The sequence below is a fragment of the Streptococcus suis genome (genome assembly GCF_002964045.1).
Lineage (GTDB): Bacteria > Bacillota > Bacilli > Lactobacillales > Streptococcaceae > Streptococcus > Streptococcus suis_U.
Window position 1 is genome coordinate 1 of record NZ_POPB01000355.1, and the last position, 14827, is coordinate 14827.

Sequence of the window (14827 nt, forward strand, 5' to 3'; positions counted from 1 at the left end):
GTTATAGTCAGGTTTTTCTTTGTGTAGCATAGGAGAACCTCATAAGTCCTTTTTCTTATATTATACTCCTAAATACGAAGAAAAGCCCTTAGAAAATCAATTCTAAGGACTTTGTCTTCAGTCTGTAAGGAGCTCAGGCTCCTTTTTTATATCTAAATAGTCTGTTACGACTGAAGCGAATTATGTTCGAGCAATTTCCAACTTCCAAATTTTCCTCAATCCTTAATGTTACGAATGGGTTCACTTCATTTCCAACCTCCAACTGTCTCCCAGACAGTTGGAGCTCTGCCATTTTCCAAAAAAAGTAAAATTTGCTATAATAGGGTTATACTATTGAAAAGAGAGATACTTATGAGCAATAACTATGCAATTATTCTAGCGGCGGGTAAGGGTACTCGCATGAAGTCTGATTTGCCAAAGGTCCTACATAAAGTGGCAGGAATTACCATGTTGGAGCATGTGAAGCGTGCGGTGGATGCCATGGAACCCGCTAAGACTGTAACCATTGTCGGTCACAAGGCTGAATTGGTGCAGACTGTTTTAGAAGATCAGTCAGAATTTGCCCTCCAGTCAGAACAGTTGGGGACAGGACATGCCGTTATGATGGCTGAGCCAGCTTTGGCTGGTCTAGAGGGGCATACCCTGGTCATTGCAGGTGACACTCCGCTGATTACAGGCGAGAGTTTGAAAAACTTGATCAATTTCCATATCAGCCATAAAAACGTTGCGACAATTTTGACAGCTCAGGCTGATAATCCCTTCGGCTACGGTCGGATTATCCGCAACGCTGACGGCGAAGTCTTGAAAATTGTGGAGCAAAAAGATGCCAACGATTTCGAAAAACAGGTCAAGGAAATCAACACAGGAACTTATCTCTTTGACAACAAGCGTCTGTTTGAAGCCCTTAAGGACATCAACACGGACAATGCCCAAGGTGAATACTATCTGACAGATGTTATTTCTATTTTCCGTCAGGCAGGTGAGAAGGTTGGAGCCTATGTCCTCAAAGACTTTGATGAAAGCCTAGGTGTTAACGACCGTGTAGCTCTTGCGACTGCAGAAGCCGTTATGCGTAAGCGAATCAATGAGAAACACATGATTAACGGAGTGACTTTTGTTAATCCAGAAGCGACTTATATTGACATCGATGTGGAAATTGGAGCTGAAGCAGTCATTGAAGCCAACGTTGTCTTGAAAGGTCAGACAGTGATCGGTGAGCGAACTGTCTTGACAAATGGCACCCGTGTACGTGATTCTAAAATCGCTGCAGATGTAGTCATTAGTAACTCAGATATTGAAGAATCGGTTATCGAAGAGGGTGTGACAGTAGGCCCTTATGCTCATATCCGTCCAGATAGCCTTCTGAAAAAAGATGTTCACGTTGGAAACTTTGTGGAAGTCAAGGCTTCAACACTGGGTGAGGGAACCAAGTCAGGTCACTTGACCTATTTGGGTAACGCAACTATCGGCAGCAATGTCAATGTTGGTGCAGGAACCATTACTGTCAACTACGATGGTAAGAACAAATTCAAGACGACCATCGGCGACAACGCCTTTATCGGTTCCAACTCAACCATCATTGCACCAGTAACCATCGGTGACAATGCCTTGCTTGCTGCGGGCTCTGCTATTACCAAAGACATTCCAAAAGATGCTATCGGGATTGGTCGTGGTCGTCAGGAAAACAAAGAGGGCTATGCGACCCGTTTCCCCTTCCACCCAAGTCAAAAATAGGTGATACCATGAATTTTGAAGAAAAAACCATTGAGCGCAAAGAGATTTTCAAGGGACATATCTTTGATGTTGTCGTTGATGATGTCCTACTACCAGATGGCAACACTGGAAAACGCGAACTGATTTTTCACAAGGGAGCGGTCTGTGTCTTAGCAGTCACGCCAGAAGGTAAGATGATTCTGGTCAAACAATACCGCAAGGCCATTGAACGTGCCATTTACGAAATCCCAGCAGGCAAATTGGAGTTGGGAGAAGAGGATACACTTGAAGATGCAGCCTTGCGTGAATTGGAAGAAGAAACGGGCTATACCAGTGACAAATTGACCTTGTTGGCAGACTTTTATTCCGCTATTGGCTTTTGCAATGAACGTATCCGCCTTTACTTAGCGGATAACATGGTAAAAGTTGAAAATCCCCGTCCCATGGATGAGGACGAGGTCATTGAACTCAGCCAGGTGACCTTGGAAGAAGCCTTGGAGCTTATCGCAAGTGGAGATATTTGTGATGCCAAGACCATCATGGCTGTCCAATATTTACAACTCATGAGAAAGTAGGAAACGAGCAATGGGCAAGCCCTTGTTATCGGATGATATTTTAGAGAGAGTAAAAAAGATGCAAGAAGCAGACACCTCAAATCAGTTTGGTCACTATCGGCCAAACCAGGAAGTGTCTATGGATGAAAAGATTTTTGAACCCATTTTAGATGAAGAATTTGAAGGCTACGAAGAAGGTCAAACCATTCGTATTCCTGTTAAACCTAGTCATGTCAAAAGCCGTAGAATCGAATCCATCAAACGTGAGGAATTTCGCGGCAAGGTCAATAAAATTCTCTTCTGGGTCATCGTACTATTGATTATCTTTATTATTGCAGTATTATTTATTTAGGAGAAAAGATGAAGTTTGGAATTATTGCTGCCATGCCTCAAGAGCTAAAGATTTTGGTGGAACAGCTCCAAGACAAGGTAGAGAGTAATGTCCTGGGACGGACCTACTATCAGGGCCAAATTGGTCAGCACGAAGTGGTTCTAGTCCAGTCAGGCATTGGCAAGGTCATGTCAGCCATGTCTGTGGCCATCCTGGCAGACCACTTTGCAGTGGATGCTATTGTCAATACTGGTTCAGCAGGAGCAGTGGCGGATGGAATCGCCATCGGTGACGTAGTTGTAGCCACTCACTTGGCCTACCACGATGTCGATGTGACGGCTTTTGGCTACGCCTATGGGCAAATGGCAGGGCAGGAATTGTACTATCCAGCAGACCAAGCCCTTTTAGAAAAGTTGACAAGCGTTTTGGCAGAGCAGGAAATGACCAGCCATCAGGGACTGATTGTGACTGGTGACAGTTTTATCGCAGGTCAAGACAAGATTGCAAAGATTAAACAACATTTTCCAGAAGTCCTTGCCGTGGAGATGGAAGGAGCAGCCATCGCCCAAGCAGCAGTCAATACAGGCAAACCTTTCTTGGTCATCCGTGCTATGAGTGACACAGCTCAAGGAGATGCCAACATCACCTTTGATGAATTTATCATCCAAGCAGGAGAGCGTTCTGCCCAAACTTTGATTGCATTTTTAGAACAAGCTTAAAACCCAGCCGTGTGGCTGGGTTTTGTTGTCATTTAGTTTATCTTTTATTACGTCGACTAATGAGGAAACTCCGTTTCCTTATTTCCAACTTCAAACACTCCACAGGATTGTTTGAACTCAACTTGCCTGATTGAAACAGTCTGGGGGATACGAATAGTCCGGTGGACTATTCGTACCTGAGCCTGAAAACAAAAAAGCGAAGTACATCAGCTGGTCCCCTAGAAACAAGAAAGCATTGAGTTCTGCCTGCGGCTCTTTTGAGGCGAACTTGGTTCGCACTATCTCCAGTCTTCAAAGGTTCCCCAAACCTTTGAAGCGAGTACTAAAAGTAAACTAAAAGACTATAATAAATATCAACGAAAGGACGATAGTTACTCAAAAGTGTAATCTTTAACAATTTCAATCGATTCGATTTTTACATCTGTTTTAGGTTTGTCACTGCTGTCTGTCTCGACAGAGGCAATTTTATCTACAATATCCATTCCCTCGATGACTTGACCAAAGACGGTATGTTTGCCATCTAGATTTGGATTCCCTCCGTTTTTATAGGCTTCAATAATTTTTCCTGGATAACTTGAGGTCGATAGTTGGCTGGACATATCGGTGGTATTTTGGTTAATAAAGAACTGACTACCATTGGTTCCAGCGCCAGCATTGGCCATGGACAATGAACCACGGATATTGTAGAGGAAGGCAGAGATTTCATCCTTAAAACCATAGCCAGCGTCGATAGTGGTTCCCTTGCCAGCCCAGATGGATTCGCCCCCTGTACCGTTTCCAAGAGGATCTCCTCCTTGGATCATGAAATCCTTAATAACCCTGTGGAAAATAGTTCCATTATAATAGCCTTCTTTGGCATGAGTCAAGAAGTTTTCCACAGTTAATGGTGCTTGCTCAGGGAAGAGCTTGATGGTAATGTCGCCTTCGGTTGTCTTAATTTTTACAGCAGCCTCATTTTCAGTAATGTCGCTAGATAACTGTGGAAAGCTAGCGTTTGGATTATTAATGGCATAGGCCAAATCCTTGGCATACTGGCTGGAAGCAGTCGTGTCTGTGGTGGTTGCCAAGGTTGAACTAGAACTGGAAGAACTTGAGCTGCTAGTACTTGTAGTGGAGTTGCTCGCACAGGCTGTTAATAAGATTGTGGAAGCCAAGGCAAGAAAAAGTCGTTTTTTCATGAAAAATCCTTTCTAGGGAACGTAAAAATTATGCTCATTTTACCATGATTCAGTAGAATTTTCAATTTTCTACTGAAAGACTAGATTTCTATGGATTTTTGTGCAAAATTTGATATACTATTATTAAAAAAGGAGGAGCCTAAAATGCAAGGTTTGGTTCATAGCTCAGGCTTGTTTATGCTATTTTTCTATGCAATAGCGACACTTATACTAGGAACGGTTTGTTTTCAGATTGTCAAAAATATGACTGAATGGTTTCGTAATAACCAATCTCCAAAAGAGACATGCAGAGCCAAGTTGGTTACCAAACGGACCCATGTTTTTGGGAATGAAATGGCACGGACAAATTATTATGTAACATTTGAGTGGGCAGGCAAACGGCAAGAATTTCGTGTACGACCAGACCAGTATGCCCTTTTGGCAGAGGGAGATGTGGGCAGCCTGCATTTTCAGGGGACCCGCTTCCTAGCTTTTGACAGGGGATAGCGTTCTTTTCTGTTAGAAATGAACAAAATGGTGTATAATAGCAGGAGTTTGCCAGCCGTAGTAGATGAACAGTTGAACCCGTCAGGCTGAGCTATATAGGAGAAGTTTGAAAAATGTCTATTGAAAAACGTATTGAAGAAATGTACAAAGACCATGAGGCCAAGCCCTATATTTCCCCTGAACGTGACTTGGCAGCCTGGCTTTTGGAGGCAAAGCCTGTTCCAAAACGCAATATGATTCGTCTGGAAGAAGGCTTGTTACCAGGAGATATTATCCTCCTTTGGCGGATTAACTTTGGCACCTTTGAGACCACGACACCCTATTCCAAGTATTTTGAGTATATTTACGGCATCAACGGACCTGCCCACATGGAAAAGTTGTTGGCAGATGGCTATGTTTATTTAGAGTCAGCATTTGATTCGTTGGACCACATCACCTCCACTGCCAAGAAGAATATCCTCAAGGCAGAAGGCGTGACCGGTCTTTCCAAGATGAAGGCGGCCGACCTCGACACTGCCCTCAAGGACCACTTGACAGAAGAAAAACTAGCTCCCTACTTTGCTGTCCGCGGTTATGCCCTGACGGAAAAAGGCAGAGCTGCACTTGATAATCACCCAGAAGTGCTTGCAAAACACCCAATGAAGAAGATGTACAAATAAAATAGAAAAGATTTTTGAACGGCACCCAAAAGTTGGAATCATTCTAGCTTTTTGGGTGTTTTAATTTGCTAACAAATCAATTTTCCTTGACAGAAAACGCTATCAATGATATCCTAGTATCAACTATTGAAACGTTTCAAAAGAAAGGGGTAAACCATGGAAGAGCAAAAATCAATCACCATGAAAGATGTAGCGCGGGTTGCTGGTGTAAGCGTTGGGACTGTTTCAAGAGTTATCAACAATGAGCCAGGCGTTAAGGAAGCTACTCTTGAAAAAGTCAATACAGCCATTAAGGAATTGAATTACATTCCAGATGTTTACGCCCGTGGCATGAAAAAGAACAAGACAGAAACCATTGCCTTGATTATTCCGACAGTTTGGCATCCCTTTTTTGGAGAATTTGCCTATCATGTCGAAGTGGAACTGAGTAAGAAAAATTACAAGTTGCTCCTTTGCAATATTTCTGGTCCAAAAAGGGAACTGGATTATCTGACTATGCTGCAACAAAATAAGGTGGACGGCATTATCGCCATCACCTATAGTCCTATTGATGACTATCTATCATCAAATATTCCCTTTGTCAGTATCGACCGCACCTATGAAAACAAGGCCATTGCCTGTGTCAGTTCTGACAACCAAGCTGGTGCGGAACTGGCAGCGGACACCTTGATTGCAAAAGGTGGTCGTCATTTTGCCTTTATCGGTGGGCACAATAAAACAATCAATGAAACCAAGAAGCGTAGATTGTATTTTGAAAAGCGGATTTTAGAGGCAGGTTTTCCTTGTCATGTTTTGGACTTGGAAGAACCCTATGATGATTTTGTTGGGGCAGTCGAGAAATTTTTGACCTCCCACCCCAAAATTGATGCTATTTTCACCATCAATGACCTTGTAGCCTTGGAGACCATAGCAATATTGGAAAAATTGGGACGACGGGTTCCAGAAGACGTGCAGTTAATCGGCTATGACGGTATTCAGTTAGCAAGTGAACGCTCTCTAGAACTTTCCACCATTCGTCAGCCATTGGAGGCTATGGCCCAAGAAGCAGTTGCCTGTCTAGTCGATGTCATCGAGAAAAGGGAGCGTCCTCTCCAAGTAACGTTACCAATTTCTTATGTGGACGGAAAAACTACAAAAAATTTTTAAAAAAGCAGTTGACAGAAAGCGGTTACAATGATAAAATAAAATCATCAATAAACAGTTGGTTTTATTTTTACAAGAAAAATGAAACGTTTCAAAAAATAAATAGAGGAATCTTTCCTCTTTCTAAAATCAATAAATTTGAAACGTTTCAAAAAAGAGTTCTTATGAAAACATCAAAACTGCAACAAGCTAGTCTATTCGATAGAATCAAGCAACAAAAACTTTTATTGTTGATGTTGTTGCCAGGTTTGGCCCTGACCTTCATCTTCCGTTACATTCCCATGTACGGGGTGCTGATTGCCTTCAAAGACTACAACCCTTTAAAAGGTGTACTAGGAAGTGAGTGGATTGGATTTTCAGAATTTACCAAGTTTCTCTCATCTCCAAACTTTGGTAATTTGCTTGCCAATACCTTGAAATTGAGTGTCTACGGCCTGCTACTAGGATTTCTTCCTCCGATAATTTTAGCCATCATGCTCAATCAACTATTGAGCGATAAGGCTAAGAAGCGGATTCAGTTGGTACTCTACGCTCCAAACTTTATCTCAGTCGTGGTTATCGTCGGTATGATTTTCCTCTTCTTCTCAGTTGGAGGACCGGTCAATTCCATCCTAGGAATGTTTGGTATTGAAGCAAACTTCTTGACAGATCCTGACTTCTTTAGACCACTCTACATCCTCAGTGGTATTTGGCAGGGAATGGGCTGGGCATCAACACTTTACACGGCTACCTTGGTCAATGTCGATCCGGCCTTGATTGAAGCAGCGAAACTGGATGGTGCCAATATCTTCCAACGTATCTGGCATATTGACTTACCAGCACTAAAACCAGTTATGGTCATTCAGTTTATCCTGGCAGCTGGGGGCATCATGAACGTTGGTTACGAAAAAGCCTTTCTGATGCAGACTTCCCTCAACCTCACCAGTTCTGAAATCATCTCAACCTATGTCTATAAAATCGGTTTGGTGTCAGGGGACTACTCTTACTCAACAGCGGTTGGTTTGTTCAATGCCTTTATCAATATTATCCTGCTGATTGCAGTCAATAAGATTGTCCAACGCATTAACGACGGACAAGGCTTATAGGAGGTTCGTATGAATACACAAATGTACACAAAATTTGACAAGCGAATGCTGATTGTCAATAAAATCTTGCTGGCATTTCTTGTTCTCATAACAGTTGTGCCTATGGTCTATATCCTAATCGCATCCTTCATGGATCCGCAGGCCTTGGTCAGCAAGGGAATTAGCTTTGATCCAAAGGACTGGACAGTAGAAGGTTACCAACGGGTATTTTCAGACAAGTCTATCCTACGCGGATTTTCAACTCCCTCTTTTATTCCTTCTCTTTTGCCTTCGTGACCGTGGCGATCTCAGTCATGACTGCCTACCCACTCTCGAAAAAAGATTTAGTCGGAAAAAAATGGATTAACGCCTTTCTGGTTTTCACCATGTTCTTCGGTGGTGGACTTGTTCCGACCTATCTCTTGGTCAAAGATTTGGGAATGTTGAACACTGTCTGGGCCATTATTATTCCTGGTGCAGTCAATGTTTGGAATATCATCTTGGCACGGACCTATTTCCAAGGCTTGCCAGATGAGTTGGTAGAAGCAGCCGTAATGGATGGTGCCAATGAATTTCAGATTTTCTGGAAAATCATGATTCCACTAGCTAAGCCAATCATGTTTGTACTTTTCCTATATGCCTTTGTCGGTCAATGGAATTCTTACTTTGATGCCATGATTTACATCAAGGATCCAGACTTAGAGCCACTCCAACTAGTACTTCGTAAAATCCTCATTCAAAGCGAGCCTGCTAAGGACATGATTGGTGCCCAGGCTGCCATGAATGAAATGAAACGCATCGCAGAAATGATTAAGTATGCGACCATTGTCATCTCTAGCTTGCCACTCATTGTCATGTATCCATTCTTCCAGAAATACTTTGACAAGGGTATTATGGCTGGTTCATTAAAAGGTTAATAAATATCTTTCATTTTCTCTTTTCTTACGTCGTTAACTCACTTTGCCGTACTTCAGTACAGCCTTCAGCTTTTTGATAGGAACTTAGTTCCCTCTATTCCCCACCTCTAAAGGTTCACAAAACCTTTAGAGCTAGTAATAAAAGGAAGCTGAAAGATATTCTAAAAAATCAATTTACAAATATAGGAGGTTGTTTCTGATGAAACACAAATTTGGAAAAACAGTTGTTACGCTTCTAGCAAGTACCGTTTTGTTGGCTGCTTGTGGCTCAAAAAATACTGCATCAAGCCCTGATTATGAATTGAAAGATGTTCAATTCCCGCTTGAAAAATCAGTTACGCTTAAGTTTATGACAGCTAGCTCCCCCCTAGCTCCAGCTGATCCAAATGACAAGTTGATTTTCCAACGTTTAGAGGAAGAAACTGGCGTTCATATTGAATGGACCAACTACCAGTCTGACTTTGGTGAAAAGCGGAACTTGGACATTGCTTCAGGTGATTTGCCAGATGCCATCCATAATGACGGGGCTTCAGATGTGGAATTGATGAACTGGGCTAAACAAGGTGTTATCGTACCAGTTGAAGACTTGATTGATAAGCATATGCCAAACCTCAAGAAAATTTTGGACGAAAATCCAGAATACCGCTCTATGATCACAGCACCAGACGGTCATATCTACTCATTCCCATGGATTGAAGAGTTGGGTGAAGGTAAGGAATCTATCCACACTGTTAACGATATTGCTTGGATCAACAAAGAATGGTTGAACAAACTCGGTCTTGACATGCCAAAAACAACAGATGACTTGATTAAGGTCCTTGAAGCCTTCAAGACCAAGGACCCTAACGGCAACGGCAAGGCGGATGAAATCCCAATGTCCTTTGTCAACGGTAACGGCGGCGAAGACTTCAAGATTCTCTTTGGTGCCTTTGGTGTCGGTGATAACGATGACCATATCGTCGTAAACAATGACGGTACCGTTGACTTTACAGCGGACAATGAAGACTACAAAGAAGGTGTTGAGTTCATGCGTACCCTTCAAGAAAAAGGTCTTATTGACCCAGAAGCCTTTGAGCAAGACTGGAATACCTACTTGGCAAAAGGAAGTGAAAACCTCTATGGTGTGTACTTCACATGGGACAAGGCCAACATCACTGGTATGAATGAGACCTATGACATCTTGCCAGTATTAGCAGGACCAGATGGCACCAAGCACATCACACGTACCAACGGTATGGGCTTCCAACGTGACCGCATGGTCATCACATCTGCTAACAAAAACTTGGAATTGACTGCTAAATGGATTGATGCCCAATATAAACCAATCCAGTCTGTTCAAAACAACTGGGGTACCTATGGTGATGAAACCCAACAAAATATTTTTGAACTCGACACAGCAACCAATAGTTTGAAACACCTACCATTGGATGGTACCGCACCGGGTGAACTTCGTCAGAAGACAGAAGTTGGTGGACCGTTGGCTATTCTTGATGAATACTACGGAACTGTGACAACCATGCCAGATGACGCTAAATGGCGTTTGGATTTGATGCATGCGACCTATCTTGACTATGTGACCAACGATGACATCTACCCTCGTGTCTTCATGGAACAAGAAGATTTGGACAAGATTGCCCAAGTTGAAGCAGATATGAATGATTTCATCTACCGTAAACGTGCAGAATGGATTGTGAACGGTGGTATCGAAGAAGAGTGGGATAGCTACTTGAAAGAGTTGGAAAGCTATGGCCTTTCTGACTGGTTAGCTATCAAGCAAAAATACTACGATCAATACAAAGAAAATCAATAATCAAAAGGAGGCTGCCTGTGAAAACAGTTGAAAAAGCCAATCAATTTATTCAGACAGAAAAAGGAACGGTCAATCCGGTTTTCAAACCGCAAGCCCATCTGACACCAGAAACAGGCTGGATCAATGACCCCAATGGATTTATCTACTTCCGTGGAGAATACCATTTGTTCTATCAATTCAACCCTTACGAAAGTGTTTGGGGACCGATGCACTGGGGCCACGCAAAAAGTAAGGACTTGGTCAATTGGGAACAGCTTCCAGTTGCCCTAGCTCCTGATAAAGCTTACGATAAAGACGGCTGTTTCTCGGGCTCTGCCATTGTCAAAGATGATGTCCTCTGGCTCATGTACACAGGTCACATCGTCAATGAAGACGGGACAGTTAGCCAAGTTCAGAACATGGCTTTCTCGACTGACGGTATTCACTTTGAAAAAATCGAGCAGAATCCAGTCGCAACAGCAGATGGACTGCCAGAAGAAGTCATCGCCAATGACTTCCGCGATCCGAAGATTTTTGAGAAAGATGGTCACTACTACTCTGTTGTCGCAACCAAGCACAAGGACAATGTCGGCTGTATTGTCTTACTCAGCTCTCCCAACCTGACAGAATGGAAATTTGAGTCTATCTTCTTGAAAGGTGAGGCCAACCAAGGTTTTGTCTGGGAATGTCCTGACTACTTTGAAGTGGACGGTCAAGAGTACCTGATTATCTCTCCAATGCGTTACCAAAAAGACGGGAATGACTTTATCAATATCAACTCCAATATCTTTGTGACTGGTCATGTGGACTGGGATAAGAAAGTCTTTGTGGCAGATTCCTTCAAGGAAATCGACCACGGACATGACTTCTACGCAGCTCAGACTACAGAAGGTCCAGAAGGCGAACGTGTCATGGTAGCCTGGATGCATACTTGGGGACGCAAATTGGTGACCAATGACCTTGGCCATAAGTGGTACGGTCAGATGACCCTTCCACGCATTCTCAAGAAGACTGAAAACGGATTGCACCAAGTTCTGCCAACAAGTGTCTTGGAAGCCTTCAAGGATATTGAAATTGGACAAAGCATCCAAGGTCCAAGCAAGCTCTCTCTTAAACTGGAAGATAGTTTGGAACTAAAACTTGGAACTGACCAAGATTACCTGCAATTTGGTTACGATAAGGAAAGTCAAGAAGTCTATATTGACCGTAGTCACCTTAAAATCCAGCAAGCCGGTGAAGAAGAGTGGCCAACGGTTCGCCGAGCAGTTACTGTCCAAGCGACAGACCTGCTGGTCTTGGTTGACACCAACTGTGTGGAAATCCTTGTTAACGACGGTCAAGAAAGCTTGACTTCAACCTTCTATGTAGAAAGCGAGCGAGCAATTAAATAACATTGTCCCCCCTAAATTATTCTCTCACTCCAAGAGAAGTCCTGTGAACGCAGGGCTTTTTCTGATATGAAAAATATTCTCAATTATGATAAAATAAAGAGATTGAGAAAGTTGAGGATTTTATGGCAAAAACAAGTAAAAAAGGAAAGGCGACCCGCAGGCCGACCAAGGCAGAACAGGCCCAGCAAGATAAGGTGAAAAATGTCACAATACGAGTGGCTGGTATACTTTTTGTCCTCTTTGCTGCTATTCGGTTGGGAGCGTTTGGGGTAGCAAGCTACAATTTACTACGTTTGATGTTCGGTAGTGTCACCTATCTAGTCTTGGTAGGTGCGTTTATCTTCCTCTTTGCACCGACTCGGATTCGAAGCCGCAAGGGGACCATATCGGGGTTTTGTTTTCTTCTTATCGGCCTTCTGATCGAATTTCAGGCATATTTGGATTTAGGTTATAAAGGAAGTGACTTATTCAACCAGACCTTCAAACTTATCTTGAGCGATTTATCAAAGTTTCAGGTGACCAAATTTGTAGGTGGAGGATTGCTGGGTAGTGTCTTTTATTGGCCGGTGTCCGTCCTCTTTGCCAATGCCGGTGCCTTCTTCATTGGTTTCTTGGTCTTGGCCTTTGGGATTTTTAAGTTAGGTCCATGGTCTGTATATGATGTGGCGGATGGCTTGGCTATAGCTAAGGATAAGTTGGCTGAGGGACAGGCAAAACGGGCAGAGCTTCGTGAGGTCAAGCGGGCTGAACGAGAAGAAAAACGTCAGCTAGAATTGGCTCGCCTTGAGGAAGAACGACTTCAACTAGAGGAAACGGAAAACACTCAAACCATTGAGTTAGATGATAGACGGATTGACTTGGAAACTGGTGAAATCCTGGAAGAACAAACTTTCCAAGTTCCTATTATCTCTGGCTATGACCAGCAGGTAGAAGATGAATTTCCGGTTATGCTGGTGGAGGATGAGGAAGAAATTTTCCCTCAGAGCCAGTCTGTTGCTGAAGATGATGGTCAAGATATTCAGATTGATTTCAAACCCAAGAAGAATTTGGTTTACAAACTACCGTCCATTGACCTCTTTGCGCCGGTCAAATCAAAAGGACAAGGAAATGAGAAAAAGATTGTTCGTCAAAATATCAAGGTATTAGAAGATACTTTTGCGAGCTTTGGTATAAAGGTTGTGGTTGAGCGTGCGGAGATCGGTCCATCCGTAACCCGTTATGAATTAAAACCGGCTGTCGGTGTGCGAGTCAATCGGATTTCTAATCTGGCAGATGATTTGGCTTTGGCACTGGCTGCTAAGGATGTCCGGATTGAGGCACCGATTCCTGGTAAATCTTTGGTTGGTATCGAAGTGCCAAACTCAGAAGTGGCCATGGTTCCTTTCCGCGAACTTTGGGAACAATCCAAGACAGATGCTAGCAAGCTCTTAGAAATTCCACTTGGTAAGGCAGTCAATGGCACAGTCCGTTCTTTTGATTTGACCAAAATGCCCCATCTCTTGGTTGCTGGTTCAACTGGTTCAGGGAAATCCGTTGCAGTTAATGGTATTATCTCTTCTATTTTGATGAAGGCAGGACCAGACCAAGTCAAATTCATGATGATTGATCCTAAAATGGTTGAATTGTCCGTCTATAACGATATTCCCCATTTACTTATTCCAGTAGTGACCAATCCACGCAAGGCGGCGCGTGCCCTGCAAAAAGTCGTGGATGAAATGGAAAAACGCTACGAGCTCTTTAGTCATATCGGTGTGCGCAATTTGGAAGGCTACAATGCCAAGGTAGAAGAGTTTAACAGTCGTTCAGAAGAAAAACAAATTCCACTTCCCCTCATTGTCGTTATTGTCGATGAGTTGGCAGACCTGATGATGGTGGCCAGCAAAGAAGTGGAAGATGCCATTATTCGTTTGGGGCAAAAGGCGCGTGCAGCAGGTATTCACATGATTCTGGCCACCCAGCGTCCGTCGGTAGATGTTATCTCTGGTCTTATAAAGGCCAATGTGCCATCTCGAGTTGCCTTTGCGGTCGCTTCTGGCACCGATTCACGGACTATTCTGGGAGAAAATGGTGCGGAGAAATTGTTAGGTCGTGGAGATATGCTCTTCCATCCAATTGGGGAGTCAGCACCTGTTCGATTACAAGGTTCCTTTATTTCAGATGACGACGTTGAGCGAATTGTCAACTTTGTCAAGGAACAAGCTGAAGCTGATTATGATGAAACCTTCGACCCTGGAGAAGTTGCAGACGGTGACGGAGAATCTGCTTTTGGTGATGAGGGTGGGGATCCACTCTTCAATGAAGCGCGTGCTTTGGTAGTGGAAACACAGAAAGCTAGTGCCTCTATGATCCAACGTCGCTTGTCTGTCGGCTTTAACCGAGCAACTAGATTGATGGAAGAGTTGGAAGCCGCAGGAGTGATTGGTCCTGCAGAGGGAACAAAACCTAGAAAGGTATTGGAAACACAGTAATGAAATTTGAAGCAGTCCATCATATTGCCATCATCGGCAGTGATTATGAACAAACAAGAGAATTTTATGTCGATAAATTGGGCTTTGAGCAGTTAGATGAACATATCCGACCAGAAAAAAATGACATTCTCTTCAATGTCAGAAAGGGAAATATAGTTTTGGAAATTTTCATCAAACCAGATGCGCCACTTCGCCCAGCCATGCCTCATCCTGAACATACAGGTCTACGTCATCTCGCCTTTCAGGTTGCAGATGTGGAGGCTTGCTTAGAAGAGTTTGACAGATTGGGCATTCGCCATGAAGCCCTCCGTACAGACGATTTTGATGGGAAGAAGATGGCCTTCTTCTTTGATCCAGATGGCCTCCCACTTGAAATTCATGAATAAAATAAGCCCCGAGTAGTCTCAATCTACTT

General features: G+C 43.2%; 13 protein-coding genes and 1 pseudogene. 13 read left to right on the forward strand and 1 reads right to left on the reverse strand.

Annotated elements, in window-relative coordinates:
• Positions 1-351: 351 nt before the first annotated feature.
• Genes glmU through C1E99_RS08465 form a run of 4 tightly spaced genes read left to right on the forward strand, consistent with a single transcriptional unit; the run spans position 352 to position 3317 of the window.
• Positions 352-1734 carry a bifunctional UDP-N-acetylglucosamine diphosphorylase/glucosamine-1-phosphate N-acetyltransferase GlmU gene (gene glmU, locus C1E99_RS08450; protein ID WP_105207266.1) on the forward strand — a complete coding sequence of 461 codons (1383 nt, stop codon included), beginning with the start codon at positions 352-354 and terminating at the stop codon, positions 1732-1734.
• A gap of 8 nt (positions 1735-1742) precedes the next feature.
• Positions 1743-2288 (forward strand): NUDIX hydrolase, encoded by a 546-nt coding sequence (locus C1E99_RS08455; protein WP_105207267.1) that lies wholly within the window; start codon positions 1743-1745, stop codon positions 2286-2288.
• A 10-nt stretch (positions 2289-2298) separates the two neighbouring features.
• A complete protein-coding gene (gene macP, locus C1E99_RS08460; protein WP_105107096.1) occupies positions 2299-2619 on the forward strand; it encodes a cell wall synthase accessory phosphoprotein MacP in 321 nt (106 codons plus the stop codon).
• Positions 2620-2627: 8 nt separating this feature from the next.
• Positions 2628-3317 carry a 5'-methylthioadenosine/adenosylhomocysteine nucleosidase gene (locus tag C1E99_RS08465; protein ID WP_105107097.1) on the forward strand — a complete coding sequence of 230 codons (690 nt, stop codon included), beginning with the start codon at positions 2628-2630 and terminating at the stop codon, positions 3315-3317.
• Positions 3318-3688: 371 nt separating this feature from the next.
• Here the strand turns inward: C1E99_RS08465 and C1E99_RS08470 are convergent, their stop codons facing one another.
• Positions 3689-4495, reverse strand: a complete 807-nt coding sequence (locus C1E99_RS08470; RefSeq protein WP_105207268.1) for a peptidylprolyl isomerase — start codon at positions 4493-4495, stop codon at positions 3689-3691.
• A 144-nt stretch (positions 4496-4639) separates the two neighbouring features.
• Between C1E99_RS08470 and C1E99_RS08475 the strand changes: the two genes are divergently transcribed.
• The 9 genes and pseudogenes from C1E99_RS08475 (at position 4640) to C1E99_RS08515 (ending at position 14798) form a co-directional block, all read left to right on the forward strand.
• On the forward strand, positions 4640-4981 hold the full coding sequence (locus C1E99_RS08475) for a DUF2500 domain-containing protein (protein ID WP_105107099.1): 342 nt from the start codon (positions 4640-4642) through the stop codon (positions 4979-4981).
• A gap of 113 nt (positions 4982-5094) precedes the next feature.
• Entirely contained in the window at positions 5095-5640 is a 546-nt protein-coding gene (locus tag C1E99_RS08480) for a hypothetical protein (RefSeq protein WP_105207269.1), read from the forward strand.
• A 156-nt stretch (positions 5641-5796) separates the two neighbouring features.
• Positions 5797-6786 carry a LacI family DNA-binding transcriptional regulator gene (locus tag C1E99_RS08485; RefSeq protein WP_105207270.1) on the forward strand — a complete coding sequence of 330 codons (990 nt, stop codon included), beginning with the start codon at positions 5797-5799 and terminating at the stop codon, positions 6784-6786.
• A gap of 161 nt (positions 6787-6947) precedes the next feature.
• Entirely contained in the window at positions 6948-7868 is a 921-nt protein-coding gene (locus C1E99_RS08490) for an ABC transporter permease (protein WP_105207271.1), read from the forward strand.
• 9 nt (positions 7869-7877) lie between these two features.
• Positions 7878-8764: pseudogene (locus C1E99_RS08495) on the forward strand (carbohydrate ABC transporter permease).
• Between the two features lie 199 nt (positions 8765-8963).
• Positions 8964-10574 (forward strand): ABC transporter substrate-binding protein, encoded by a 1611-nt coding sequence (locus C1E99_RS08500; protein WP_105207272.1) that lies wholly within the window; start codon positions 8964-8966, stop codon positions 10572-10574.
• A 17-nt stretch (positions 10575-10591) separates the two neighbouring features.
• Positions 10592-11944, forward strand: coding sequence for a glycoside hydrolase family 32 protein (locus tag C1E99_RS08505; protein WP_105207273.1), 1353 nt, complete (start codon positions 10592-10594; stop codon positions 11942-11944).
• Between the two features lie 122 nt (positions 11945-12066).
• Positions 12067-14412 (forward strand): DNA translocase FtsK, encoded by a 2346-nt coding sequence (locus C1E99_RS08510; protein WP_105207274.1) that lies wholly within the window; start codon positions 12067-12069, stop codon positions 14410-14412.
• On the forward strand, positions 14412-14798 hold the full coding sequence (locus C1E99_RS08515) for a VOC family protein (RefSeq protein WP_105207275.1): 387 nt from the start codon (positions 14412-14414) through the stop codon (positions 14796-14798). The genes C1E99_RS08510 and C1E99_RS08515 overlap by 1 nt, the downstream gene beginning before the upstream one ends.
• The last annotated feature ends 29 nt before the right edge of the window (positions 14799-14827 follow it).

What these genes read in the sequence shown, in the direction of transcription:
- glmU (WP_105207266.1), top strand. Translation starts at nt 352, where the DNA reads ATGAGCAATAACTATGCAATTATTCTAGCGGCGGGTAAGGGTACTCGC.
- C1E99_RS08455 (WP_105207267.1), top strand. Translation starts at nt 1,743, where the DNA reads ATGAATTTTGAAGAAAAAACCATTGAGCGCAAAGAGATTTTCAAGGGA.
- macP (WP_105107096.1), top strand. Translation starts at nt 2,299, where the DNA reads ATGGGCAAGCCCTTGTTATCGGATGATATTTTAGAGAGAGTAAAAAAG.
- C1E99_RS08465 (WP_105107097.1), top strand. Translation starts at nt 2,628, where the DNA reads ATGAAGTTTGGAATTATTGCTGCCATGCCTCAAGAGCTAAAGATTTTG.
- C1E99_RS08470 (WP_105207268.1), bottom strand. Translation starts at nt 4,495, where the DNA reads ATGAAAAAACGACTTTTTCTTGCCTTGGCTTCCACAATCTTATTAACA.
- C1E99_RS08475 (WP_105107099.1), top strand. Translation starts at nt 4,640, where the DNA reads ATGCAAGGTTTGGTTCATAGCTCAGGCTTGTTTATGCTATTTTTCTAT.
- C1E99_RS08480 (WP_105207269.1), top strand. Translation starts at nt 5,095, where the DNA reads ATGTCTATTGAAAAACGTATTGAAGAAATGTACAAAGACCATGAGGCC.
- C1E99_RS08485 (WP_105207270.1), top strand. Translation starts at nt 5,797, where the DNA reads ATGGAAGAGCAAAAATCAATCACCATGAAAGATGTAGCGCGGGTTGCT.
- C1E99_RS08490 (WP_105207271.1), top strand. Translation starts at nt 6,948, where the DNA reads ATGAAAACATCAAAACTGCAACAAGCTAGTCTATTCGATAGAATCAAG.
- C1E99_RS08500 (WP_105207272.1), top strand. Translation starts at nt 8,964, where the DNA reads ATGAAACACAAATTTGGAAAAACAGTTGTTACGCTTCTAGCAAGTACC.
- C1E99_RS08510 (WP_105207274.1), top strand. Translation starts at nt 12,067, where the DNA reads ATGGCAAAAACAAGTAAAAAAGGAAAGGCGACCCGCAGGCCGACCAAG.
- C1E99_RS08515 (WP_105207275.1), top strand. Translation starts at nt 14,412, where the DNA reads ATGAAATTTGAAGCAGTCCATCATATTGCCATCATCGGCAGTGATTAT.